Origin of the sequence: Oenococcus oeni DSM 20252 = AWRIB129 (assembly GCF_000372485.1) — a bacterium.
Classification (GTDB): domain Bacteria; phylum Bacillota; class Bacilli; order Lactobacillales; family Lactobacillaceae; genus Oenococcus; species Oenococcus oeni.
Map to the genome: position 1 here is coordinate 215,545 of NZ_AQVA01000001.1, position 26,398 is coordinate 241,942.

A 26,398-nucleotide genomic window follows, 5' to 3' on the forward strand; every position below is an offset into this window, starting at 1 on the left:
ATTACCCAGTGCTATTCTACATATGTATAAGTAAAACTGTTACAGTTCCGCGGAGGCTTTGTAAATTAAAAATACATCGATCGAACGTTGGTTCGGTTTAATATCGGGATTATTCTTGAATGCTTTGGGGAATGCACTCTCGGTTTCCGGAAACATGGGGAGCGGAGTTTGGACGGCTTCTGCCGTTAATCTAAGTAAATGGACCGGACTTAGTATTGGAATCTTTTTATTTATTAATGGGTTTTTAAATGCCTTGACCAATCAAGTTTTGATTCGTCGTTTTGATTGGAAACGTTTTTTGAATGAAATGATTTTCATATGTTTCTTCAGTTATTTTATTGATTTCTTCGTTCAAATTTTTGATCTTCTTGGTATCGGCCGTTTGCCAATCATTTTAAGAGCCGCCATCTCCTGTTTGGGAATTACCTTTTTTTGTATGGGTATTTCTTTATATCAACGTGCAAATATTGTTATGCATCCTAATGACGACACGACTAATATTCTTCGTTTTCTATATTTAAAAGGGAGCGCGACCAGGTCTCAATTGATTGATTTTGTTCCGCCTATATTAGTCATGATCGTTTCCTTTATTTTTACTCGGCATCTTTATTCAGTTGGCATCGCGACTCTATATTCGATTTTATTCAACGGCTTCATTATTCGAACGGCCGACGAATTTCTTTGGCCGCATTTGGAACATAATTTTCGTCAAAAAGTCGGTCCCCAAGCAATAAATAAATTTAGAACATAACTTTTTGGATTATTCCGAACTTATCCTTTTGACTTATTTTTTGTTTTACATTTTTGACAAATTTTCAGGAGCAAAAAATTCGAAGAAAGGGTATATTAAAAAAGATGTTGCGTTGGTTAATTAGAATTGTTGTTTTTATCCTTGTTGTTTATTTGGCAGCCTGCGCTTATTTCTTTAGTGTTGCCGAGCTTCGGAATTCCGAAAACGATAAAAATTATACTTACACCGGTGTTCCGGCTAGCCTCAAGCCTTATGTGAAGGATTTTCAAAAACGCTATCAGGCTTCCGGCGAAAGAGTGACAATTAAAAATGACGGTTTGAAATTGGACGCTTATTATTTGCCGGCTGGAAAGGCCACCAATAAGACGGTTATTATCATTCACGGTTTTCGTCGTAACAAAACCGGCATGAAAGCTTATACCGATATGTTCGCCAATTTAGGCTACAATACGCTAACAGTCGACAATCGTGGTCATGGGAAGTCTCAGGGCCATTATGTCGGTTTTGGTTGGTTGGATAAAGGCGATGTTGAAGCTTGGATCCGTTATCTGATCTCGAAGAATAAAAATGTCGAGATCGTTCCTTTTGGTATTTCAATGGGTGGAGCGACCGTCGCGATGATGTCGGGAGATTCTTTGCCTTCGAACGTCAAAGCTTTGATCGAAGATTCTGGTTACACCAGCGTCGAGGCAGAGATTACCTATGAGGCCAAAGCAATGTATAATTTGCCGCAAAAACCCTTTGTATCAACCGTTAGCTTAATTTCAAAATTATTTGCTGGTTATTCATATACCGAGGCCAGCTCTATAAAACAGGTTGAGAAAAACACCCGACCGATGCTCTTTATGCATGGCGGGGCCGATAGTTATGTACCGACAAAAATGGTTTATCAGCTTTATAATGCCGATAAAGATCCGGAAAAACAGCTTTGGATAGCTCCAAATTCTGGTCATGTACAAGGCTTCGGCGACCATCCAAGTGCTTATACGGCTCAGATTAAGAAGTTTCTTAATCTATATTTTAAGTAATATTTTTTTCATTTGTTTGTTAGAATAAAGAAGTTGTTCGAAAGGAAAATAATAAATGTCTACTTTATGGTTAGAAATTTTGGATTACGTTTACGTAATTCTTCAACAAATCTTATTCCTTGCTTTGAGTGTCATGTTGATCTGGGGAGGCTTTTTCATCAAGAATCACGGTCTCGGCGGTCTGCTTAACACAACAAGCGATGTTAAAGACAAGAAACCAGCTACTAAAACGACGGCCAAAACAGCTGCCAAGGCTGCTGTGAAGACTGTTACCAAGATTAAGGGTCAATACAAGGCATATGCTTGGCTTTACATCGGTATGTGGATTTTGAGTGGTTACTTCATTATGTATCAGGTAATCTTCTCATTGGTTTCTCTATTTATTAGTGGAAGCTCATCTTCTGGTACAAGCAGCTATTAATTAATGATTTGGAGATTTTAAAAACACCTGTTTTTTTGCGGGTGTTTTTTTGTATATTTGGATAAAACTTGCACTTTTATTTTTAAATATTTACCATATAAAAGATTATTTAAAAGACGAAAGGATCTGCATTGGAACAAAATTTAATTTCAAGCAAAGGAACTTTTTTGCTTGATAAAGACGAAAAACTTTCTTTAGAACAAAAAAGACTGATTGAAAAAATCATTACTTTCAGTCAGGAAAATATTTCGTCAGACAAGACGAGCATTTTGGTAATCGAGGGAGATGCCGGAACTGGAAAAAGTTTGATTCTTCAGCAAGCTTTCACAAAAATCCAGCAAATAGCTGAAGAGGATCGTCAGTCTCCTCTATATCGGACAAAGAATTTTTTGCTGGTTAATCATGCTGAGATGCTAAAAATTTATCGTAAGTTGGCCGGAGAAAATCCTCATTTAAAGAAAAATAGTTTCATGAAACCGACCTCTTATATCAACCAATCGGACAAACTTCAACGGAATGGCGATATCGTTTTGATTGATGAAGCTCACTTGTTGTTGACCCAAAGTGATAATTACAATAAATTTCATCAGAACAATCAATTATTGGAAATCATTAAACGCAGTCGTATTCTTGTACTTGTCTTCGATCCTTATCAGGTTCTTAAATTCAAGAGTCTTTGGAGCAGAGGGAAATTAGCTGATTTAATAGCTGCTTATCCGCACGAAATTTTTCATTTACAGCAGCAATATCGAATTGAGGATGCTGGGAATAGCCTGGCAAACTGGATTAACCAATTGACGCGAAAACGCAAAATTGTTCCCTCGGTTGAAAGCAGACATTTTGATTTGAAGTTTTTTGAAAATCCCCGATTGATGTTTCAACAAATTAAATTGCATAATCAACAATTTGGTCTTTCTCGAATGTTGGCAACAACCGATTTTCCTTACACAGTCGGCAAGGGAGTTTGGTACGTTCAAGCAGGAGATTTTCGTCTTCCTTGGGATCAATTGGACGTTGGCAACGAACCGTGGGCTTTACGCGATGAAACAATTAACGAAGTTGGCTCAATTTATACAATCCAGGGCTTTGATTTGAATTATGTCGGCTTGATTATTGGCCCTTCAATCTCTTATGACAAAAGAAAAAAAGAGTTGACTGTCGATCCTAGCGGCTATGAAGACCACGCTGCTTTTCGCACCCCAAAAGACCGCGATATTTCTACCGATGATCAACAACGAATTATGTTGAATGCTTTGAATGTTTTATTAAAACGCGGCCGTAAGGGCTTGTATATATACACCTGTGATGAAAAGCTGCGTCGTCGCTTGGCACAAGTCACAATTGTTAATGATTAATTTATGTAAAAAAGACCTTCTTAGGTTTTTTTATTTTTCGAATAATTTCTTTTGCGTGTTCTTATTATTCTTTTGTTGAAAATTATTTTCTCACACGAGTTTGTTCGATTACCCGCCGCATTGAATTGATAACCTGGTCAGTTTGTTCGTTCAGACGATGCCCAACTAAAGTAAATAGAGTATCAATAATTGTAATTTGTGCAACTAAGGAACTCATTGATTCTTGACGAAAATTAACTTCTTCGGAATAAGAATTCAAAACAATATCGGCATTTTTCGCAATTGGTGATTCCGGAAAAGCCGTGATCGCCACAATTTTTGATCCATTTTCTCGTAGTTTGTTTTCAACCAAAAGGGTATCTTGATTTCGACCGGAATGACTGATAACGATTCCTAGATCTTCACTTGTTAGATGAGCCGCCTGCATAATTTGGATGTCGTAATCCGGGTGGCTGACAATATTTAAATTAGTTCGCAAGAATTTATGGTAAGCATTGAAGGCCACGATTGACGAACCACCAATCCCGAAAAAGCCGATCTTGTTTGACGATACCAGCCAGTCAACGACCCGATCCAAATCTTTCATATTAAGGTTGGCAGCTGTTGCGGTTAAGGCAGCAATGCCGGCTGAAAAAAGTTTTTTAACGATTTGCTCACTTTGGTCGCTTTGTTTGATTTCCGTGAAGAAATCCGAACTGCTGTTTTTTTTACTAGCCGATAAAGCGATCAGAAAATCACGAAAATTTGGATAACCGAGGTGCCGGGTAAAACGGGAAATCGAAGCTGTTGAAATACCGATTTTATCCGACAGGCTTTGAATCGTTGCATCCATTACTGAATCTTGATGGGAAAGAATATAATCAGCGATTCTTTTTTCTCCGGGATGTAATTTTTCATAATATGATCTGATTGTCTCTGTTACGTTTTGCACTAGGATTTACCTCTATGTAAATATTTTACACGTAAAAACTTGATATGAGTAAAAAAATTACATAAAATAATAACGTTAAGAAGGAGCAGAGATGAAAGTTGGAATGATCGGCCTCGGTAAAATGGGCCTTAATTTAGTAAAAAATATGATCGACAACAAAATTGAAGTGGTGGGATTTGATTTAAATAGTGATTCCATTGATAAGGCAGCTTCTTATGGTGCGCAAACTGCTGTTGATACTCAGGATTTGGTTGACAAACTCGATTCGCCAAGAATTGTTTGGGTAATGGTACCTGCTGGAAAACCAACCAATTCAACAATCGATGATTTGATTGAAAAACTCGATGCCGGTGATATTTTGATTGATGGTGGAAATTCGAATTATAAGGATAATCTCGAACAAAATAAGCGGACGACGGCTGCCGGTATCAAGTTCTTCGATGCTGGTACTTCTGGCGGAATGGAAGGAGCTTTGGAAGGCGGAAACTTCATGGTTGGAGGGGATGACCCTGAGGCCTGGAAAACAATCGAGCCATTATTTAAAGCTATTTCGGTAAAGGATGGATATCTTTATACCGGCAAACTTGGTTCGGGTCACTATCTTAAAATGGTTCATAACGGTATTGAATATGGCGAAATGCAAGCGATTGCCGAAGGTTTTGAAGTTTTGGAAGGTTCACAATTCGCCTATGATTATGAAGCTGTTGCAAAATTGTGGAATCATGGCTCTGTTATCCGTGGTTGGCTGATGGAATTAGCGGAGGATGCCTTTTCCAAAGATCCAAAACTTGATCAGATAGCCGGAAGAATGCATTCTTCCGGAGAAGGTAAGTGGACACTCGAAGAGGCGATGAACATGCGGATTCCAACACCGGTCATTGCTCTTTCACTAATGATGCGTTATCGTTCGATGCAGGATGACACTTTTACCGGTAAGGTTGTTGCAGCACTCCGCCATGAATTTGGTGGCCATGCCGTCGACAAATGCGACAATTAAATTAAATACAACTGGGCAGTTCAACAATTGATCTTTGTGGACTGTCTTTTTATTTTCCTATGTTTGTCTATCATTGGCTAAAACTTCTCTATAGTAAGATAAAATATGGATTGACTGGTTTTAAATCAACCCAGTACCGCGCGGGTGCGGTGATTGTCAGGACGGAGTTGTTTTAGATGAGCAAAATTGCCATTATCGTTGATAGTTCGAGTTACATTCCTAAGGACCAATTAAAAAAACATAATATTTATGTTATTGACAATCCAATCATTTTTGGAGAAACTATTTATCATGAGTTTAATTGGCCGGTCAACGCGGATTTTTATCAGCAGATGGCAACTACTCCCATCCAACCAACAACAAGCCAACCAGCTCCCGGCGATTTTGAAGCAGCCTTCCAAGCAGCCAAGGACGATGGCTACAAACAAGCACTTGTCATTACTTTGTCTTCCGGCTTTTCCGGGACCTTCCTTAATACAAGCGCGATTGCTTCAAGTCATTCCGATATCGATATTCATGTTTGGGATTCGAGAATTGCCTGCCTTGGTGCTGGGAACCAAGCCCTTTTGGCCGCCGATTTGGCCGAAAAAGGGATTGGCATTGACGAGATTTTGAGTAAATTACAGATTCTTCGCAGTCGGACCGGTGTTTTCTTTGTGGTTGATTCGATTAGCCATTTACAACGAACCGGACGTTTGTCAGGTGGCCAGGCATTGGTTGCCGGCCTCTTGAATATTAAACCGATTCTGAATATCAATACCAATAAACAAGGGAAAATCGATGCAGTTGCCAAAACACGCAAAATGTCCGGCGCTTGGCGCTATATTGAAAAACACTTTGCCAAAATCGCGGATAACTACCAACGAGCCGGCTGGCCGATGCGTGTTTCGATTCTCGATGCGGATAATCCTGAATTGGCCGATGCTTGGCTTAAAAGGGCCGAAAAGCGTTGGCCGGAAATTATTTTTGAACGTGGTATTATAGGTCCTTTGGTCGGTGTTCATATTGGTGGGAAAGCAGTTGGTTTGATCTGGGCAGAGGACTATAAAAGATTGGAGGATTGAAATGGTAAAAAATGTTGCAGTGATCGTCGACAGTTCTTTTTATATTCCCAAAGAAGAACAGCAAAAATACAATATCTATGTCATTCCGACTCCAATTATTTTTAACGGGCGGATCAAGTATGATTCCGATTGGAGTTCGGCAGCCAAGTTTTTCAAGGATATGAATTCTGCAAAAAAAATGCCTTCGACTTCAATGGCTAGTCCGGCTGATGTTTTAAAGGCTTTTGAGCAAGTTAGGGCCGATGGATATAGACAGGCGATTTTGATGACGATGGCCAGCGGTATTTCCGGGTTTTACAACATGGCGGTTAATTTGGCCAACGACTATCAGGAACTTGATGTTCAGGTTTGGGATTCCAAATTTACTTTAATGGTTTCCGGAGTCCAGGCTTTACTGGCAGCTGAGCTTTCGGCTCAAGGGATTACGCGTGAGGAGATTATGAAAAAAGTGGCTTTGCTTCGTGATTCGACAAGAGTCTTTATTGTCGTTGACGATATTAGTCATTTGAAACGCACCGGCCGTTTGGCCGGAGGAGCGGCTTTGGTTGCCGGCCTCTTAAATATTAAACCGATTCTGGTTTTTAATAAGGCATCGAAAATTGTCGCGATTGGTAAAGAACGACAAATGAAACGTGCCTGGAACTGGCTTTTAAAACAGTATGCTATTGATGCTCCCGACTTTGATCGGCCAATCAGAGTCCTGTTCGCCGATGCGAATAATCGAGCTTTAACGGAAAATTGGCAGGCTGATTTCCATGAAAAATATCCCGATGTCATTACCGATTTTATTCCAATTGGGCCATTAATCGGCGTTCACACTGGTGAGAAAGCGGTTGGCTTCGTTTATATGGATGATTGGAAAGATATCGCTCGCCATCATTAAAATATTAATATTATTTTAATTTTGAATTGTTACTATATATACTAATGAGAAGTAAGAGGTTGTTTTTAATATTTTTTTCTCTTGCAGCGGTCTGCCTAGTATTTTTCGTTTGGAGTGACCATACCAGTGGTAAAACCACCGCAACGAATTCGAAAAAAACCTCTTTCAAAAGTATTCAAACAGATTTCAAAGAAGGTTGGAGTAAAATATTTAATCAAAAAACTTCCAGCAGTACGAATAGCAGTACGAATACGACAACGCAAAGCAATGCCAGCCCGATGATTTCTCAGGCTGAATTTACGAAAAAAATTAATGCAATTATCGGTAATTCCAAGGCCAATATTTATGTTTTGGATACAAAAACCGGAGCCAAACTAACTTATTCAAATAGCAATAAGGATTTCTGGCTGGCCAGTTCTGTGAAGGCTTCAATCCTGACACAGATTGTCAAAGACGATGGCCCTTTAACGGGCGACTTGAATGACATAGCAACGGAAATGGTTGAAATATCCGACAACCAATCAGCGATTGATTTGTTTGACGATATTGGTGGTTATCCGGCGCTTGAGTCGCTGTGGAAGAACTTGGGGATGACCTCGACGGTTGCTAATACCGAAGGTTTTGGTTTGTCGACATCGACAGCTGCTGATCAAATAAAATTACTGAAATATATTTTGACGATGCCGAGTAGCGACAAGAATTATATCTTAAATCTGATGTCCAATATTACTTCGAGTCAGCGTTTTGGAATCGGTGTGATGAAAGACCCAGCTTTTAAAAACGGTTGGTTGAACGCTGATAATGGTACTTGGCATGTTAACACGATTGGCTATTCGGATCACGAACGCTATCTGGTTGCGATTTTGACAAGGAACAACACTGATCAGGATAGTGGTGAGAACCTCGTCAGCAAGATTGCCGGTTATATTATTCCAAAAAGCAAAAACAATTAAGCTTTCGGCTTAGTTGTTTTTTTTTATTTAAAATATTCATTTTTAAATTTAGAATTAAATAAGAGATATTTTTTAGAAATTCGGGGAGCAAACATGGAAGATGCAAGCAGACAAGCTGAATTGGTGAGAGAAGGTATTACCAGCAGTAGTGATTTGGTCGAACAGTCCTTAAACAAAATCGAAAAAGGTAATTCCCAGCTCAATGCGGTTACTTATTTACGAGCCGACAGAGCGTTAGAAGAAGCCAAAGGAATAAGCGACCATGGTCAGCCTTTTTTTGGAGTTCCAATTTTATTGAAAGGTCTTGGCCAAAAATTAGCTGGTGAACCGGCGACTGCCAGTTCGCGTTTGTTAAAGAAACTTGTTGCCGACCAGACTGATTTTTATGTTCAAGCTCTACAAAAAGCCGGTTTCATTGTCATTGGGCAAACCAATGCCCCGGAATTCGGTTTCAAAAATATCACTGACCCGACTCTTTATGGGCCAACACGCAATCCATGGAATCTTGATTATTATTCTGGTGGTTCTTCGGGAGGAGCGGCCAGCAGTATGGCGGCTGATTTTGTCAGCATTGCCAGCGGAAGTGATGGCGGTGGTTCGATTCGGATTCCGGCCTCTTTTTCTTCTTTGATTGGTTTGAAGCCGACCCGCGGACGGATTCCGGTTGGCCCGACTGACTGGCGAACCTGGCAGGGGGCCTCGATTAGTTTTGCCTTGACGCGTTCGGTTCGGGACAATGCTCGGCTGCTTGACGCCATCCAAACGGTTCAACCAGCAGCAGCTTTTACTACGCCACTTTATGAAGCAGGATTTTTTGCCGGGATCGATCAACTTGATAGAAATCTGACAATTGCTTATACGACTAAATCTCCAGTCGGAACAGTAGTTAGCGATGAAGCAAAAACAGCAGTCGAAAACGCCGTCGATTTTCTTCGCTCGGAAGGTTTTCAGGTTGAAGAACAGGAAAATCCTTTGGACGGCAAAGAAATTATGCAGCTTTACTATCTAATGAACGCCGGGGAAACGGCTGCGATGTTTGCCGACATCGAAGAGGGGATTGGGCGACCTACAAATATGCAGGATATGGAATTGATGTCTTGGGTTATTTATCAAGCCGGCAAACTCGTCACCGCTGGAGAATACAGCCAAGCCCTTAGTAAATGGGATATAGCCAGTTATCAAATGAATCAGTTTCACGGAAACTATAATCTTTATTTAACACCGACAACCGCTTATCCGGCGCCCAAATTGACGGATGAGTTGGTCAGCCCGGAATTACTCGGTCGGATGAAAGAGGTCACTTCGCTGAATTCGTCGTTTGAGCGTCAACAATTGATCTATGATGCTTTTTTGCCGAGTCTTGCTTTGACCCCTTTCACTCAACAAGCGAATCTGACTGGCGAACCAGCCATTTCTTTGCCGACTCATTTGACCGCGGCCGGCCTACCGCTTGGTATTCAATTTCAAGCAGCAAAAGGTCGCGAGATTGATCTTTTAAGAATTGCCCGCCTGTTTGAAAAACATAATTTGTTCCAGTTTTTGCATAAAACAGTATTTTGAGGTAATTGATATATTTTTTGAACAATTTTTTGAGCCAATTGATGTTACATCAATTGGCTTTTTTTATTTACAATATCGAAATATTTATTTAAAAAATAAATTTTATTAAAAAATTATATAAAACTACTATTTTTTACATTGCAAGCGTTCTCTAAAATGCTATATCGCGCTATGGCTTCACGTAATTAGCCTTTAAGAAATACACTTCACAGTCATCTTCAATCAACAGACTCCAGCCTTGGTTAAGGCTGGAAATTCGGAAAAAACCGGTTCGGTAATTCTGACGAAAACAGATGTCAACGCCGGCAAAAAGTTAGCCGGCGCGGTCTTTGATCTTTATAAGGCCAATAGAGATAAGCTAAAGACAGCGCTTCTCTAAAATTATTTGCGTGATCTACAAAAGATATATTTGATTTAGTAAAAATCTCTTCAAGCTTAGTATGCGAATTGTTTGTAATTTTGCTTTTATTGTTCAGAAAGTTCGTTGAAGAATTTTCAATGTATTGTTTCAAAGCTTTTTTTAGTTCGTTAACATTTTCAATCCTTGCATATTCGGAAATAATGTCTAAAAGTCCCTCGATATTCATCTTGGGATTTTTTGTTTCAACCAGGCCTTCTTTTTTTAAAGCCGATTCAATATTTTTCCAATCCTGCTTACCTGGGATTGCTGAAACTTTTAAAACATTAATTCCTTTACGATTTTTAATTTTTATTGTTGAAACAATTAGTTTAATATCTTCCAGAGATGAATTCTCATAGCTTAATGTGTTGTAGGGTTTTGAGAAAGCAACTTCGGGAAATCTGTCCTCTAATTGCTGCTTTAATATTCGTGATGTTCCAATTCCACTCGAACAGACAATCATGACATCGTTTTTTTGTTTTTTTAAATTCTCGGCTTCGATTGCTTTAATTTCACCTCCAAAGTAAAGTGCGATTAAAGCAAGTTCATCATCCGGAATATCTTTTTTGACGAACTCTTCAAATGGTCGTACGGAAAACCTTGTAAAAGAAAATAGCTGTTCATATTTTTGCTTGATTAAATCCAAATCTGGGTGCTTGTAGGATATACCGTATTTTATTCGATAATAGGTGGCTAATAAATGAGTCGAAAGATTAACCTGCAGAGAATCCAGCCTTAAGTTAACACCGGCTATTCGATTAAAACGGAAAATTATTTTCTTTGCGATTGGCAATATCTCTTGAATTCCGCCATACTCTTTATTTGCTTTATCGAATTGGCTTGAATGAATTGTATTGATCAAGTAACTTGCTTCGCCCAAATTGACGACATGATTTTTAAATAAAAATTTTTGTGCCCATTCCAAAGCAATTAGATTGCTCGGAATAACATTTGTATTTTCCAATCTATTCACCGGATTTTGAATTCTGTCGATATACCAATCCAAATAGGCACTCAAACAAATAAAAGCATCATCAGTAAAAAAATTCCCGGTCATTCTTTCAAACTCTTTTAAAAGAGGGTTGATGTTTTGAACTGATTCGACTCGCTTTGCAAGTAAAGAAAATAAAATTGGATTTCCTTTTGAGAACTGTTCGTATATCCAATTTCTTTTTTGAATTTCAGGACCATTGATCGTATGGCCGCCGCTGTTTTTCGATAAAGAAAGCTGATAATCCTTTAGAATACAACTGATTTTCTTAAAATCTTTATCGGCTGTATTTCTGCTTACATCGAATTTTGTTTCGATTAGTGTCAACGACACTTTTTCCCTGTTGATTAATAACCAAATAATAGTTTCAATTCTTTGTTTTCCCGAGAAATTAAAAAATTCTTCATTTTTTTCGTTATTAAATCTTTTTGATTTTTCTAGCGCGGATATTGTTTCTTGGTTTAAATAAAATCCCAAATTTTTAACGTTAATTACTTTGTCGAAACCTTTTTCATCCAGAAATTGGTTCATTTTTTCGATTGAATAATAAACAGATCGACGGGATATCGATAACTGTTTTTCAAGTTCCGGGATTGTGATTAGATCTTTTGAACTAAGAAACAAGTTCAACATCTGGTTAACACGTTTATTTTTCGAAGTGTACATCGCTTAATTCCTTTGGTGCACTTTTTGCACTGCCTATATTGCTATTTTTGCACTTGTTAGCGCTTACAGCAAGATATAGTCTTATTTCTTGGGAAGAGAGGTGAATATATGCTTTCTAATTTATTGAATGAGAAAACAGTTAGAATCGCTGATGGAAAAAAATTAGATTGGAAAACATCTATTAAAGAAGCGTCAAAACCGCTTTTAGAGGATGGAACGATTCTAAATGGCTACGTAAGTTCAATGATTGATGTTGTTGAAAAAGAGGGTCCCTACATAAATATCGGACCGGGAATTGCATTAGCCCATGCTCAACCGAATGGTTTTGTTAATCGTGTTGGTATGGCGCTATTAAAGACTAAAGATTCAATTGCCTTGACTTCTAAAGACCACATGATAAACATCTGGTTTGTCTTGGCTGCAGTTGATTCTAACAGTCATTTGGAATCAATCAAGGAACTTACTAAGTTATTGACTGATCCAAATAATGTTGAAAAGCTACTATCCGCCAATAGTGTTTGTGATCTTCTCAATGTAATAAAGAATGTCGATTTAAATTTCGCTGTCAAAAGAAAAGAGGATAAAAAATGAGACTTGCCGCTGTATGTCAATCAGGTATGGGTACTAGTTTTATGGTACAGATGAATATTCAAAATGTACTTAATGATGAGGGGGCCGATACAGGCAATTTCGAGCTTTCCCATATGGATGTCGGTTCAGCAACACCTGATTCGGCGGATTACTTTTTTATCGAAAGTACACTTGAAACGGCTTTGGGAAATTTGCCAAAGGAGAAAGTAGTTCTGCTTAAATCCATTATCGATGCAGACGAAACCAAACAAAAAGTTAATGAAATCCTTGATAAAAACAAAATTAATCATAAATAAAAACAGGAGTCGTTAATCATGAAAAAAATACTGGAATTATTTGTATCAATAGCGAGCCAACCCGCCATCCTTGTTGCCTTGATATTAATGGTTGGATTGTTGCTTCAAAAGAAAAAGGCTAATGAAGTTGTCGCAGGTACAATTAAAACCTTCGCCGGTTTTCTTGTATTAACCGGTGGTGCAACTATTTTGAAAACTGCCTTGGCACCCTTTGCAAAAATGTTTCAATTCGCCCTACATGTTCAAGGTGTTGTTCCGTCCAATGAAGCAGTCGTTGCGATTGCTTTAGTAAAATACGGAACTCCAACTGCTTTAATTATGCTAACAGGAATGATCGTGAATATTTTGTTAGCCAGATTTACAAGATTTAAATATATTTTCCTGACCGGTCAAGCGATGCTTTATATGTCTTGCCTATCTGCAGTTATTTTAATTTCTGCAGGTATGGGTGATGGCTGGCAAACAATTTTATTCGGTGGAATATTCGAAGGAACATTGCTTACTATTACACCAGCTCTTTGCCAGCCTTTTATGCGCAAGATTACAAAAAGTGATCAAGTTGCGATGGGCCATACCGGTAATATCGGCTATGCATCAGCTGGATTGATTGGAAAACTTTTTGGGGATAAAAGTAAGAGTACTGAAGATCTTAATATCCCCAAAAGTTTAGGGTTCTTGAGAGATTCTACTGTTTAGATTGCTCTTTTAATGAGTGTTGTTTATGTCATCTTGGCAATTGCCACCGGTCCGAACTATATTGAAAGCAAATTAAGTGGTGGCACTAACTACATTGTTTATTCAATTATTCAGGCAGGAACATTTGCTGCCGGGTTCGTTGTTGTTTTACAAGGTGTTCGTATGATTCTTGGAGAAATTGTTCCTGCCTTTCAGGGAATCGCCAAGAAACTTGTTCCAAATTCAAAGCCTGCACTTGATGTCCCGATTATCTTTCCCTACGCACCAAATGCTGTTTTGATAGGTTTCTTTGTCAGCTTTTTTGTTGGAACTCTAAGTATGTTTGCAATGATTGCACTTGGAACGACTGTTATTATTCCAGGAGTTGTTGGCCACTTTTTCTGTGGAGCAGCTTCAGGTATTTATGGAAATTCAACTGGCGGAAGACGTGGGGCTGTTTTGGGAGCAACATTTAATAGTTTGCTGATTTCCTGGTTACCACTATTTATTCTTCCGGTTCTTGGAACTCTCAAATTAGCTGCATCGACTTTTGCCGATACGGATTACCTGATTCCAGGAATATTGGTCGGTAAATTAGGTAGCTATGGAGCAATAACACTTGTTTCCGGAATATTGATTTTCCTGCTTGTAGTTGTTTTGACCTCAATCGTATTAAATGCAAAGGACCGCTCAAAAGTGGTTCCTGCTAAATAATTTTTTAAATAATCAATCTATTAAAGAGGAGGACAAATGATCGATACTCAATTTGAAAATATTCCACTTAAAGAATTGAACCGTCAAGACGAACAGCAGGCAGTCAATGCGATCCGTTTTCTCAGTCTCGATATGATCCAAAAGGCTAATTCCGGCCACCCGGGCCTGCCCTTGGACGCTGCCCCGATGGCCTACACGCTTTTTCAAAAGTTCCTTAATTTTAACAATCGCGATCCATATTGGATCAACCGGGACCGTTTTGTTTTAAGTGCCGGCCATGGCTCGGCTCTGCTTTACAGCCTGCTTCATTTGAACGGATTTAAAGTCGGGATCGATGATCTAAAACGGTTTCGTCAGTTGGATTCACTAACGCCGGGTCACCCGGAGTGGAAACACACCCCGGGAATCGATGCGACAACCGGTCCTTTGGGTCAGGGGCTGACGATGGCTGTTGGCATGGCGATGGCCGAAAAACATCTTTCGGCCATCTATAATCGCCCTGGTTTTAACATCTTCGATCACGAGACCTATGTGATCGTCGGCGATGGGGACTTAATGGAAGGGATCAGTCAAGAATCAATGGCAATTGCCGGTGAGAAAAGATTAAGTAAATTAATCGTTCTCTTTGATTCCAACGATGTCTCCTTAGATGGCTCCTTAAAGCTTTCGACCGGCGAAAAGATTCAGGATCGGATTATCGGCAACGGCTGGGATTACCAGTTTGTCGCCGATGGCAATAATTTGTCTGATATTGATGAAGCAATCAGAGAAGCGAAAAAGAGCGACAAACCATCCTTTATCGAAATAAAGACAATCATTGGCTACGGCACGCCGCTTCAGGGCAGCAGCAAAGTCCACGGGGCGGCAATCGGCGAAGAGAACGTGGCCAAGACCAGGGATTTCTATCACTGGCCCTATCAGCCCTTTGAAATTCCAAAAGATGTTTACGATCTTTTTAACGACAGTCATCAAGCCAAAGACCGGTATTATAAAAGTTGGCAAGAATCCTTTCAGCTTTACGCCGAAGCTTTTCCTCGATTAGCAGAGCAGCTGGAAAATAATGATTCGACTTTAAATACCGATAATCTGAAATTGGCTGAAAATAATGATCAAGAACTAGCAACCCGTGTAAGCAGTTCTGAGGTCATGCAACAAATCGCCGATCAAAACAGGACTTTCTGGGGCGGTTCGGCCGATCTTTCGTCATCTAACAAGACCTATCTGAAAGATCAAGGCGATTTTACCGATTTAACGCCTCAGGGTTCAAACGTTTTTTATGGAGTTCGTGAATTTGCGATGGCCGCAATTACCAATGGCATTCTCCTCCATGGCAATAGTCGCGCCTTTGCTTCGACCTTCTTTATCTTCAGCGATTATATGAAGCCGGCCATTCGCTTGGCCGCCCTGCAAAAACTCGCTTCGATCTTCATTTTTTCTCATGATTCCTTAGCTGTCGGCGAAGACGGGCCGACTCATCAACCGGTTGAACAGTTAGAGACGCTTCGGACCACGCCGGGAATCGATGTTTATCGTCCTGCCGATCAAAACGAAACCCTGGCCGCTTGGAAGGCCATTGCCAAAACAACGAATCGTCCAACGGCTTTGGTTACTTCAAGACAAAAGCTGCCTGTATTAAGAGAAACAAAGGACGCTCCAGTAGAAAGAGGAGCCTACATTGTTTCCTCAGCCAAAAAAGATCTTCCCGATGCGATTCTGATTGCCAGCGGGTCAGAACTCCATTTGGCTCTGGAAGCTAAAAGAGAACTTGAAAAAGAAGGTTACGATCTTTCAGTTGTCTCGATGCCCAGCATGGAGGCTTTTCAAAGGCAAAGTGAAGAATATCAAGCAAGTGTCCTGCCCAAGCAGGTCGTTAACCGTTTGTCGATCGAAATGGCATCGAGTTTGGCTTGGGGACGCTATACCGGAATTTTTGGAAAGAATCTTGCCGTCGATACTTTTGGCAAATCTGGCAAGGCAAATGATGTAATCGACGATTACGGTTTCAATCTTGCCCATATATCCCGGATGGTCAAAAAGATGATCGACGAAAATAAAAACTTACAAATAGTCAAATAAACTTATTTTTCAATCTTACAGTCGGATTATGAAAAGTGATATTGAAAAGGCGTCGGTTAATAGCTGCGGCGCCTTTTTGTTTGCAATAGTAATTCGATTATAGCCATCATTTATAATTAGGATAGATTTGAATTTTCTTGGAAGGGAGGAAAGAGAATGTCAAATTCAGTTAGTTGGGTCGGGGCTTTATTGGGTTTAGCCCTGGCAATTGGATTAATTTTATGGAAATTAAATCCAGTTTATTCATTATTGCTTGGAACTATTTTTGGTGCCATTATTGGCGGCTCCAGTCTTAGCCAAACGGTTAATATAGTTGTTGCCGGAACACAAAGTGTAATGGGGACGGTTGTTAGAGTGCTGGCAGCCGGTGTCTTGGCCGGCGTCATGATGGAATCGGGAGCCGCGAATGCCATTGCAAGGGCGATCGTTACCAAATTAGGTGAAAAATGGGCAATTTTATCGCTGGCGCTCGCAACAATGATCATCACTGCTGTCGGAGTATTTATTCCGGTTGCCGTTTTGATTGTTGCTCCAATTGCTCTTGAGGTTGGCAGCCGCATGAAAATTTCTAAATTGGCATTGTTGGTTGCTCTGTCCGGGGGTGGCAAAGCTGGTAATATCATTTCACCGAACCCTAATACAATTGCCGCTGCTCGGGGATTTAATTTAGAGCTTAGCCAATTAATGGTGGCTGATTTTATTCCGGCACTTTTCGGTTTGGCAATGGCTGTGTTGTTGGCGACTTTTCTCAGACATAGAGGGGCGATTGCCAGTATGGCTGATGTTGAAGTCAATCAAAAGCAGACCGGCCAGACTAAGCTTGAAACACCTTCGCTCCGCTCTGCAATTGTCGCTCCACTGCTGGCGGTTATTTTGTTATTGATAAATCCGATTGGCAGCATTTTGCATGTTTCTTTTTTAGAAAAATTTCAAGTCGACGCGATGTACATTCTTCCTTTTGCCGGAATCGTCGGCATGCTGGCGATGCATAAAGGCAATAAGGTCTTGGAGTATACAAAAGCGGGAATGGAGCGAATGACCGATGTTGTTTTGATTTTGATTGGTGCCGGGGCTATCGGAGGTTTGATAACTTCTTCGACGCTGCCGGCTGAGATTGTTTCATTGATCAAAGTGTCGGGCATTTCTGGGACCTTCCTTGCCCCGATCTCTGGGATTTTAATGGCCGCAGCGACCGCTTCGACTTCGACAGGAGTTATTCTCGCTACCGGATCATTCAGTAAAGCAATCCTTTCGTTTGGAACAGCTCCATTAGCAGCAGCTGTAATGGTCCATACTGGCGCAACAGTTATCGATCATCTTCCTCAAGGAAATTATTTTCATGTTACTGCCAATGCGATGAATATGAATTTAAAGGAACGAATGGGTTCGGTTCCTTATGAAACGGCAGTCGGTTTGACAATGACAATCGTCGGTACTTTGATATATGGATTTTTTTAAAAAATATTAAATAAGCGTGAGGTGAAACATGAAATTCGTAATCGCACCAGATTCATTTAAAGGAAGTCTAACGGCAAAGGAAGCTGCAGACGCAATTCACGAGGGACTGCTGCGCATTTTTCCCCATGCCGAATATGAAATTATTCCAATGGCCGACGGAGGCGAAGGTACGGTTCAATCCTTGGTTGATGCGACCAATGGCGATTTTGAGACGATTGACGTTTTGGATCCCTTGGAAAAAAAGGCAAAAGCTCGTTATGGCTTATTCGGTAATCAAAAAACAGCTGTAATTGAAATGGCTGCCGCCAGTGGTATTCAGTTTGTTAATGAGGAGACGAAAAATCCTTTGATCACAACAACTTTTGGTACGGGTCAGATGATCCTGGACGCCATGCATAAGGGTGCCAGAGAAATTATTATCGGGATTGGAGGCAGTGCAACGACCGATGGCGGACAAGGAATGGCGGAGGCACTCGGGGTTCAATTTCTGGATGCAGACGGTCATCCAATCAAGCGCGGTGGAGCTGGGTTGGCTGAACTCGACCATATTGATCTTTCCAAAGTCGATCCACTGGTTGCTCAAACAAAAATCAGAATCGCTTCGGATGTTGTAAATCCTTTGGTTGGACCGAAAGGTTCAGCTAGGGTTTTCGGTCCGCAAAAAGGCGCAACAAGATCAATAATCGAAATCTTGGATAAAAATTTAAAACACTATGCCGATATTATTCAACATGATCTTGGCAAAAAATTGGCTGATTTTCCTGGAGCCGGAGCCGCCGGTGGCTTGGGAGCCGGCTTATTGGCCTTCACCAATTCTCAAATGGAAAAAGGAGTTGAAATTGTTGTCGAAATGACGCGTTTAAAAGAACGTTCCAAAGGGGCAGACTATGTTATTACTGGCGAAGGAGCAATCGACTCTCAAACTCAGTACGGCAAAACTCCGATGGGAACTGCACAGGCTGTTAAGGCAGCTGTTCCCAATGTGAAAGTGGTTGCCTTAGCCGGGAATGTCGGCGATGGAATCGATCAATTGTATCAACTTGGGATTGATTCGATCTTTTGTATTTTGCCGGGGGTGGTCAGCTTGGATCAGGCAATTAAGAATGCCAAGAAAAACTTAACGCAAACCGCAGAAAATGTCGGTCGGTTAATCAGCCAACAATAATCCAGGTATCACATTAAAAAGCAGATAAAAAACGCCAAAATATCAGTTTGGCGTTTTTTAATATCGTTAATTATTTTTTGAAAATACTATTTAGGCTAAAAAGGATCCCTATTTGACTAAATATAAAATTATTATCCGGTTGTAGCTTTTTATGAAATTTATCTTAATAATTGATTTTTTTGACTCATAAGTTTTGTTTAAGAAAATAGACAATGAAATATTATTATTTATTAACTATTGACAAAAAATTATTAATATGTTAAGACTCAATAGAAGAAAATAGAGATTAAGTTCTTTTCCTGTAGGAAAAATTATCTTATTTATATACGAGAAAGAAAAAATATGAAAAAAATTATTGTATTGATAACTTGTTTTTTCGGATTTTTTTTGCTTCCAATTGTAGTAGTTCACGCTGACAGTATTTCGAGCGGTTCCGGAATTTTAATTGATGGAAAATTCGACGATTGGTCTGGTAAGCCGATGACGGATTTTTACGAAGAAGGAACGAATGGAAACGTTACTTATAAGCTGTCTATGTTGTCAGACGATCAATACCTGTATTTATACGTTAATATGATTCCTTACGGCGGACATCAATCCGGTCTACAAACTGCTGGATATGTTATTACTATCGGCAATAAGAAATACGATATAAGTTTTCTTAATGTTCCAGGCAACTTATCAGCTGGTCAGACGGCCAGCTTCAGTGCAGGTGTGTGGGATGAGACAAGTTACACATATAAAACCAACGGAGTGGGCTATGTAAACGCATATAGTGAGACTTTCCCTGCAGACACATCTTTATATCGAAAAGGAACATATACCAATAGTGTAGCTGAAGTCAAAATTCCCATAACGGATTTCAATCTCAGCACAATTTCAGGTCAATCGATAACACTTGCTAATTCGAATTTGGGTTATCAACATATTACGATTTAAGGTACTAGCACGGGACCTTATATTATTGTGGGAATTGGTTTTTTGCTTGCTTTGTTTGGATTTTTTGGAATTACTTATAAGAAGAAAAATAATCACGAAAAGATTGGATTTCATTAATGCTGATTACGACAATAATTTTGATTGGGACCATTATATGGGTTTATATCCTGTCAGTTTTAAAACGCGCCAAGTTATCGGCTTTCTATTTTATAACTGGAAGCGTCGGTCTTTTCTTAATTTTGATGGCCTTAAGCCGGCCATATGGAATCTGGCTTTTTTCAACGATTGTGACAAGGGGCATTGGTCTTTTCGGGTCTTTAAGTGGAATGTTTACTGCTTTTTACAGAGAAAATTTAATCGAGATACAAAATACTCACGATACAATTCTGATGTTTGTCGATTATGAATGTTCCGGAATCATTGAAACGACTGCTTTTTGGAGTTTGATAGCTTTTTACCCTGTTTACAGTCGCAAAGAAAGAACTATTATAGGCGTCGCTGGAGCTTTGTGGATCTATGCTGCAAATATTTTACGTCTTTTTGTTGTCGCGACAATTGTCTTTTTTAACGGAAATAAAATATTTTTCCTGGCGCATTCTGTTTTAGGAAGACTTTTCTTTTATATTTTGGTTATAGCCTTATATTACAATGTTTTTACCCGTGCTCATATTATAAAAAACTTTACAGGAAAGTTGATATATAAGGGAGACGAAAAATGAGTTTCTTGGATCAAGCATTTGCTCAAATGGGTTTTTGGATAACTTGGATGCTGATACCGATTATTTTTGAGATAGTCCCGGAATGTCTTTACTTTGTCAAATTAACATTTGAAAGCAGAAAAAAAAACGACTTAAAGAAACCGGCGAAATTGCCGATTATTTCGATTATTGTCCCTGTTTATAATTCCGAGGAGACACTTTTTAAATGCCTTGGATCAATCAGTGATTCAAGCTATCCAAACAAACTTATGCAGGTTATCGTTGCTAATAATCAAAGTACTGATAATAGCTTTCAAGTATTCAATAAGGTTCAACAGTCTTTCTCCAATTTGAGGCTTCAATGGATGAACACCGATAAAGGGAAAGCATCTGCCTTGAATTCGGCTATTTATAATAGTTCTGGCAAATATATTATTAATTTGGACAGTGATGGTGTTTTGGAAAAGAATGCACTAATGCGGATGGTTCTTGGTTTTGAAAATAACTCTGATATTGATGCAATGACTGGCACCATTTTAACCGAAAAAGCAATTATTCAAAATAACAAAAAACCGTTATTGAGATTATTACAAAATAATGAATATTTCGAATACGCTCAGGCTTTTCTTTCAGGAAGAAGTATCGAATCATCGGCTAATAGGCTCTTCACGATGTCGGGTGCTTTCTCGGCGTTTAGAAAAGAAGTATTATTAAAAACCTATATGTACAATACTCAAACAGTGGGTGAAGACACAGATATGACTTTTCAAATTCGCAGTAAATTAAAAGGGCGGGTGGCTTTGTGTACTGATTCTTTTTTCTACGTAGACCCGATTGAAAGTCTCGATCAGCTGTATATTCAAAGACAAAGATGGCAGCGTGGCGAAATCGAAGTCTCGCGTTCCTTTATGAGCGACCAGCTGCATCTCGATAAGTTTTTTAAAAATTTTATGGTTCGACGCTTAATGATTGACCACACCTTTGTTTTTCCACGAATGATTTGGATGTTCGGAATTTTTGTTTTGGCCTACCTTGGTTACTCACCAATTGTTTTGCTTTTATCAGTCATTTTTATGTATTTGCTATACGTCTTTGATTCATTTCTGAATTTTATCAACGTTAGAATGTTTCTAAAAAAATTTGACGAAGAGCGATCGTTCTATAGCAGAAAATGGTGGATTATGTTTACGATGCCTTTATACAACTTAATCTGTTCTTTTATCAGGCTAATTGGAATTATAAACAGTATCACTCTACCAATCAAATGGAAATCCAAAACGTTTAAAGAAGAATGCGCGGATATAAAAAAAGTTGTTCGGAGTGATTTTAAGGGAATGAAAGACAAAAAGGGAAACAAATAAATGACACGTAAAAAATATACTTACAAAATGAGATCTTACATTAATGCCAGCCATGCAATTCGTTGGGAGGCCGGGATTGGTTCTGAGCACCCCCACACTTGGGAGATAATTTGTGAAATCGTTAGTTCTAATGATCATATGATTAAATTTGAAGATATTGAGGAAGTTATTACTGAGACAATCAGTGGCTTATCAGGCAAATTTCTCAATACAATCGCCCCTTTCGACAAAATCAATCCGACACTGGAAAATTTAACAAATTATCTCTTCGATATGATCACTGATTCCTTGAAAAAAATAAACTGTAAATTGATAAGAATTGAAGTAGGAGAATCTCCGACACGTTTTTACTGTATATCTTTAGATTGATTATCAAGAAAGCGGGAAAAGTATGGTTAATTTTCCTATCGTGGAATTGCTTAAAGAGGAGATGAATTGATGAAAAGAAAGGGACTATTTTCTTTGGGAAATAGAATTATTTTTTATATTTTCAATTTTTTTATTTTTTTAACGCTCTATTTTGCTATCGCATCTCCCAATTTAACACTTGGCGATACTCCTGCCGGAAATCGAACGACATGGATTTCAGTTGTCTTTTTACTTTTTCTGTTGACAATCAGTCTTGCGATTTTCGTAAATGAAAAGTTACGCAATGTTTTTCGGTATATTTTTATCAAACGCGCTTTATTCAGTTCGATTGTTATTTTTGTTCTAGTGATCCTGTTGCAAATTATTTTTGTCGAGCTGACTCATCCCTCGATTGGTTTCGATGCAGGTGCCATTCATTCGGCATTGACGGATACTAAAAGTCGAGAACTACAAGCCTATTATAGTTTGAGCACGAACAACATTAATTTGATGCTACAGCAACACTATCTTGCGAAATTCTTCTCCAATAGTTCATGGTTGCTTTTTGATAACATTAATCTCTTTTTGGTTGATTTATCGGCAGTTTTCAACGCTTTGATTGTCGCGGTTCTGGATAGAAGAAAAATAAGCAATGTTTTGTATATTCAGTCGATTTGGTTGGCTCTATTTCCAATGATCTTGGTTCCTTACTCTGATACTTGGGTTTTGCCATTTGTTTCGCTTTATTTGTTGAGTTATTGTATTGTTTTCCATTCAAAATTTAATGGTATCCTTCGAGTATTTTTAGCGATTAGTGGCGGGAGTGTTTTAAGTGCATCATACTTTATCAAACCGTCGGCTATTATTCCTTTTATTGCTATTTTCCTTGTTGAAATACTTTATCTATTTAAAAAAGATGATCGAAGAAAGAAAAAATACGCGTTTATTATTTTAATTTCCTCTCTTTTTTTCATTGTTTCAACTGGAATTACTTACCGTTATCTGCAAAATGCGAATAATTCTGAAACCTATATGAAAATAGATAGAAGCAGGACGATGCCGGCAATTCATTTTATTAGCATGGGGATGGCTGGAGATGGCGGCTATAACAAAGAGGATAATTTGGCCATGGCTGCTCGACCAAGTAAAAAGGAAAAAGTTGAATACTCTAAAAGAAAGATTAATCAGCGTTTAGCAAGAATGGGTATTTTTGGATATATAAAGTTTTTATTTCATAAACAAAATAAGAACTCATCCGATGGTAGTTTTGCTTGGTTGATAGAAGGGCATTTTATGTCAGCAAAGGTTGCTTCTAAGGGTCTTAAGGCTTTTTGTTCAAAGTTTTGTATATCCGAATGGCAAACATTTAGCGGATTTTAGATATATTGCGCAATTTTGGTGGATAATTTGGCTCTTTATAATAGCTTTTGGATGGCGATACAGAACAAAGTTTTCACAAGTTCTGCGGTTGGCAATCGTTGGTGGATTTTTGTACCTGCTCATTTTCGAAGGAGGAAGAAGCAGATACATGATCCAATTTTTACCAGTCTACATAATCGTTGCTTCACTTGCTTTAAACGATGTTGTTGAAATGATTGGAGAAAAAATGAGTTGGCTGAAGGAAGAGTGATTTTATAGAACTTTATTTTTTTCATGAAATAAATTAAAAAACAACTAAGATTCAATTCTGATTTGATTAAATCTTGGGCTGTTTTCCTTTTTATCACTTTAAATTAAAGAACCTAATTATATTTATATTTACAAACTGCCGCTCTCTTTTTCAACTACTAAACCGGAAAGCCTGTTTGCTAGTATTACAGAATCTTTGAATGACATATCTTTGTTTAACCCCGCTAAAATACCGCCACAATGAGTATCGCCAGCTCCGATTGTGTTGATTATCTTATCCTTTTTTTCAGAAGGAATTATGTGATCATTTCCATCATAATAATAGCTTCCGTTTGACCCCAAAGTTACAATAACGGGACTTTCTGTTTTTGCATAAATCCTTCTCGCTTTTTCTTCTAGTGAGTGGCCTTTGGGCATGAAATAATTTGCTTCTTCTTTGTTGCAATTTATAATCACGTTTTTTTTCATTATTTTTTGAATTATTGTTTTAGATATGGAAGAGATGCGAGGGGATGCATCAAATAATAGTAATGATTCTGGGATACGTTTCTGCAGTTCTTTAAGAATTACCTTGCCTGCGTTTTCATTTTCCATTTCATATCCACTTAAATAAAAATATTTGTATTCATTAATATTAATTGTCTTGAACCATTCCGTTTTCCAATCTTGTTCAATGCCCTGTATTGTTAGAAAGCTTCTTTCTCCTCCTGGTTCAATAAAGGAAATATCCCATCCATTGTCATTTCCCCTAACTGGTAATTTTATTGGAATTTTTAATTCTCTCATTTTTTCTTTGATTTGGTTTGCATAATTTCCCTCACCAACAGGTACAAATAAATCAGTATTAATTTTTTCGTGCTTTAGAGTTCCAAAAACATTAAATGCCGAACCACCTACTACATATGATTTGAGATTTCCAGGAATGTCATCACCTGTCTTTGGCAATTTTGGCACATCAACTATTACGTCGACGAAAGCTGCTCCAATTACTAGTGTTTTATTCATAATTAACGCTCCTTCTAATCACGTTTGTTCATCTTTTTAAGTAAATAAAAAATAAACATAAATAAAATTGCAGTAATTCCGGAAATGAATACTCCCAAACTGTTATTTCGGAATATACCTTTCGCGAACGGCCCGTTCCAAATTGCATTATTTGTGAATAATAGCCCTATAAGAGTAGCCAAAATCCAAGAAATTATTCCATCCCATTTATAATGTATTGGTGAACGGTTTTCCATTAATTTAATGTCATATCCCTTTTTTCTATACATAACGCTGTCACACAAGAATATGGCAACCCAAGATGCCAAACAAATACCGAGGAAATTAAGGAAGAGTTCGAAGCTGCTGAGAAAATTTCCGGAAACAAATAAAACATAAATCGGAATTAATATAACGATCGCACCATGGATTACAAGTGATGATCTTTGAGATATATTTATTCCGACGGTTGATAGATTAATTCTTGCTGAGCGCAGCGATATTATGCATTGCGGGATCAAACCACCCACTGCAACAAGAAAATAAGTAAAACCGAACCAACTTGGCAATACGTTATACATAACTGAAAATGGTTCACTTGCGTTTGCTAAGTTTGGGGAAATTGTACTTAATAAGACGCCTCCGGACATTAGGATAAAAAGTGGAATTGATCCACCTAAAGTTGTATTCCAAAATGTGGCGGAAGGTTTAGTATTAGTCTTTACATAAGCTCCCCAATCAGCTGCAGCCATAGACCAAGAAATGCCTGATCCTGCAGCTACGATACTTATCGCTGGCAAAAAACCTTTGACCCAACTTCCTGATGGTAGTTGAAAAGCTTCGTTCCAATTAGCTTTAAAGAGGAATATAAATAAAATAACTAGTGTTAATATTCCAAAAATCCAACTTAACCAAGTTTGAATTTTGGCCAAGACGTTTTCTTTAAGAAGACCCGAAGCAATGACTAATCCACCAAAGATAGCCAAAGCAATTGCATCAGACAAAGTAGTTTTAGGAATATTAATTGTTTTGAACATAGCCGTAAGTAAGAGCGTTCCGGTTAAAACGTTCACCGAAACCCAACCAATCATATTTATCCAGGCGATGAAATTCGGAATTTTGTTTCCGCGGGTCCCATAGGCGGCCCGACTAAGTTTAAAAGTTGTAATTCCTTCTTTTCGCCCGATCATTGCCACCCAACCAGGTGCTGTGAATGAGAGGGCTCCAATTAAAGCTGCAATAGTTGACTGTATAAATGATAAATGGTAGCTAACAATTATAGCTCCGTAGACGAATCCTAATATTCCGATGTTCGCAGCAAACCAGTTGTAAAAAAGCTTACCCGGCGTGAGTGTTTTTTCTGAATTTTGTATCCTGATTGAATCTTCATTCATTTTCTAGCTCCTTTTCGGAATCTATAAAATAATTTCAAAAATTCTTGCGCTGTTATTCATAAAAAATTTT

At 38.6% G+C, this 26,398-nt stretch carries 23 protein-coding genes and 2 pseudogenes; 21 read left to right on the forward strand and 4 right to left on the reverse strand.

Annotated elements, in window-relative coordinates; all coding sequences use genetic code 11:
* Nucleotides 1–79 precede the first annotated feature (79 nt).
* The 4 genes from A3G9_RS0101085 to A3G9_RS0101105 all read left to right on the forward strand — a co-directional run bounded on the left by A3G9_RS0101085 (nt 80) and on the right by A3G9_RS0101105 (nt 3,555).
* Entirely contained in the window at nt 80–751 is a 672-nt protein-coding gene (locus A3G9_RS0101085; RefSeq protein WP_472472794.1) for a DUF6198 family protein, read from the forward strand.
* Between the two features lie 104 nt (nt 752–855).
* Entirely contained in the window at nt 856–1,779 is a 924-nt protein-coding gene (locus A3G9_RS0101095) for an alpha/beta hydrolase (protein ID WP_002819336.1), read from the forward strand.
* 55 nt (nt 1,780–1,834) lie between these two features.
* Complete coding sequence (locus A3G9_RS0101100) at nt 1,835–2,200, forward strand: hypothetical protein (protein WP_002819335.1); 366 nt, start codon at nt 1,835–1,837, stop codon at nt 2,198–2,200.
* 131 nt (nt 2,201–2,331) lie between these two features.
* The gene (locus tag A3G9_RS0101105) at nt 2,332–3,555 is read left to right on the forward strand and encodes a DUF2075 domain-containing protein (RefSeq protein ID WP_002821704.1); all 1,224 of its coding nucleotides are present in this window, start codon (nt 2,332–2,334) and stop codon (nt 3,553–3,555) included.
* A gap of 82 nt (nt 3,556–3,637) precedes the next feature.
* Here A3G9_RS0101105 and A3G9_RS0101110 read toward each other — a convergent pair whose 3' ends face one another.
* Entirely contained in the window at nt 3,638–4,486 is an 849-nt protein-coding gene (locus A3G9_RS0101110; protein WP_002817598.1) for a MurR/RpiR family transcriptional regulator, read from the reverse strand.
* A gap of 91 nt (nt 4,487–4,577) precedes the next feature.
* Between A3G9_RS0101110 and gnd the strand changes: the two genes are divergently transcribed.
* From gnd to A3G9_RS1000000110735, 6 genes and pseudogenes are all read left to right on the forward strand, one after another.
* Entirely contained in the window at nt 4,578–5,483 is a 906-nt protein-coding gene (gnd, locus tag A3G9_RS0101115; RefSeq protein ID WP_002821705.1) for a phosphogluconate dehydrogenase (NAD(+)-dependent, decarboxylating), read from the forward strand.
* 176 nt (nt 5,484–5,659) lie between these two features.
* Nucleotides 5,660–6,547, forward strand: coding sequence for a DegV family protein (locus tag A3G9_RS0101120; protein WP_002821706.1), 888 nt, complete (start codon nt 5,660–5,662; stop codon nt 6,545–6,547).
* A gap of 1 nt (nt 6,548) precedes the next feature.
* Complete coding sequence (locus A3G9_RS0101125) at nt 6,549–7,430, forward strand: DegV family protein (RefSeq protein WP_002817595.1); 882 nt, start codon at nt 6,549–6,551, stop codon at nt 7,428–7,430.
* Nucleotides 7,431–7,489: 59 nt separating this feature from the next.
* Complete coding sequence (locus A3G9_RS0101130) at nt 7,490–8,383, forward strand: serine hydrolase (RefSeq protein WP_002821707.1); 894 nt, start codon at nt 7,490–7,492, stop codon at nt 8,381–8,383.
* Between the two features lie 93 nt (nt 8,384–8,476).
* Nucleotides 8,477–9,943, forward strand: a complete 1,467-nt coding sequence (locus tag A3G9_RS0101135; RefSeq protein ID WP_002821708.1) for an amidase — start codon at nt 8,477–8,479, stop codon at nt 9,941–9,943.
* 238 nt (nt 9,944–10,181) lie between these two features.
* Nucleotides 10,182–10,262 (forward strand): annotated as a pseudogene (locus A3G9_RS1000000110735) (prealbumin-like fold domain-containing protein); the annotation flags it as partial.
* Here the strand turns inward: A3G9_RS1000000110735 and A3G9_RS0101140 are convergent.
* Complete coding sequence (locus tag A3G9_RS0101140; protein ID WP_002821709.1) at nt 10,240–12,000, reverse strand: BglG family transcription antiterminator; 1,761 nt, start codon at nt 11,998–12,000, stop codon at nt 10,240–10,242. The pseudogene A3G9_RS1000000110735 and the gene A3G9_RS0101140 overlap by 23 nt on opposite strands.
* Nucleotides 12,001–12,108: 108 nt before the next feature.
* Here A3G9_RS0101140 and A3G9_RS0101145 point away from each other — a divergent pair, with 108 nt between their 5' ends.
* From A3G9_RS0101145 to A3G9_RS0101195, 11 genes and pseudogenes are all read left to right on the forward strand, one after another.
* Entirely contained in the window at nt 12,109–12,591 is a 483-nt protein-coding gene (locus A3G9_RS0101145; RefSeq protein WP_002820858.1) for a PTS sugar transporter subunit IIA, read from the forward strand.
* A complete protein-coding gene (locus A3G9_RS0101150; protein WP_011677723.1) occupies nt 12,588–12,887 on the forward strand; it encodes a PTS sugar transporter subunit IIB in 300 nt (99 codons plus the stop codon). Before A3G9_RS0101145 ends, A3G9_RS0101150 begins: the two co-directional genes overlap by 4 nt.
* An 18-nt stretch (nt 12,888–12,905) precedes the next feature.
* A pseudogene (locus A3G9_RS01000000109370) lies at nt 12,906–14,276 on the forward strand (PTS ascorbate transporter subunit IIC).
* 36 nt (nt 14,277–14,312) lie between these two features.
* The gene (gene tkt, locus A3G9_RS0101160) at nt 14,313–16,352 is read left to right on the forward strand and encodes a transketolase (RefSeq protein ID WP_002821710.1); all 2,040 of its coding nucleotides are present in this window, start codon (nt 14,313–14,315) and stop codon (nt 16,350–16,352) included.
* A 156-nt stretch (nt 16,353–16,508) separates the two neighbouring features.
* Nucleotides 16,509–17,810 (forward strand): GntP family permease, encoded by a 1,302-nt coding sequence (locus tag A3G9_RS0101165; protein WP_002820854.1) that lies wholly within the window; start codon nt 16,509–16,511, stop codon nt 17,808–17,810.
* A 28-nt stretch (nt 17,811–17,838) separates the two neighbouring features.
* Nucleotides 17,839–18,975 (forward strand): glycerate kinase family protein, encoded by a 1,137-nt coding sequence (locus A3G9_RS0101170; RefSeq protein WP_002817277.1) that lies wholly within the window; start codon nt 17,839–17,841, stop codon nt 18,973–18,975.
* 342 nt (nt 18,976–19,317) lie between these two features.
* Nucleotides 19,318–19,914 carry a Firmicu-CTERM sorting domain-containing protein gene (locus A3G9_RS01000000109375; RefSeq protein WP_018025207.1) on the forward strand — a complete coding sequence of 199 codons (597 nt, stop codon included), beginning with the start codon at nt 19,318–19,320 and terminating at the stop codon, nt 19,912–19,914.
* A gap of 116 nt (nt 19,915–20,030) precedes the next feature.
* On the forward strand, nt 20,031–20,633 hold the full coding sequence (xrtG, locus tag A3G9_RS0101180) for an exosortase family protein XrtG (RefSeq protein ID WP_002817279.1): 603 nt from the start codon (nt 20,031–20,033) through the stop codon (nt 20,631–20,633).
* A complete protein-coding gene (locus tag A3G9_RS0101185; protein WP_002821711.1) occupies nt 20,630–21,973 on the forward strand; it encodes a TIGR03111 family XrtG-associated glycosyltransferase in 1,344 nt (447 codons plus the stop codon). Before xrtG ends, A3G9_RS0101185 begins: the two co-directional genes overlap by 4 nt.
* Nucleotides 21,974–22,342: a 6-carboxytetrahydropterin synthase gene (locus A3G9_RS0101190; RefSeq protein ID WP_002822142.1), complete on the forward strand. Its 369-nt coding sequence runs from the start codon at nt 21,974–21,976 to the stop codon at nt 22,340–22,342.
* A gap of 69 nt (nt 22,343–22,411) precedes the next feature.
* Nucleotides 22,412–23,701 (forward strand): TIGR03766 family XrtG-associated glycosyltransferase, encoded by a 1,290-nt coding sequence (locus A3G9_RS0101195; RefSeq protein ID WP_002821712.1) that lies wholly within the window; start codon nt 22,412–22,414, stop codon nt 23,699–23,701.
* A gap of 378 nt (nt 23,702–24,079) precedes the next feature.
* Here A3G9_RS0101195 and A3G9_RS0101205 read toward each other — a convergent pair whose 3' ends face one another.
* Together A3G9_RS0101205 and A3G9_RS0101210 are read right to left on the reverse strand one after the other, a co-directional pair.
* Complete coding sequence (locus tag A3G9_RS0101205) at nt 24,080–24,955, reverse strand: carbohydrate kinase family protein (RefSeq protein WP_002817282.1); 876 nt, start codon at nt 24,953–24,955, stop codon at nt 24,080–24,082.
* A gap of 14 nt (nt 24,956–24,969) precedes the next feature.
* Nucleotides 24,970–26,328 carry a purine-cytosine permease family protein gene (locus A3G9_RS0101210; RefSeq protein ID WP_002817283.1) on the reverse strand — a complete coding sequence of 453 codons (1,359 nt, stop codon included), beginning with the start codon at nt 26,326–26,328 and terminating at the stop codon, nt 24,970–24,972.
* Between the last annotated feature and the right edge of the window lie 70 nt (nt 26,329–26,398).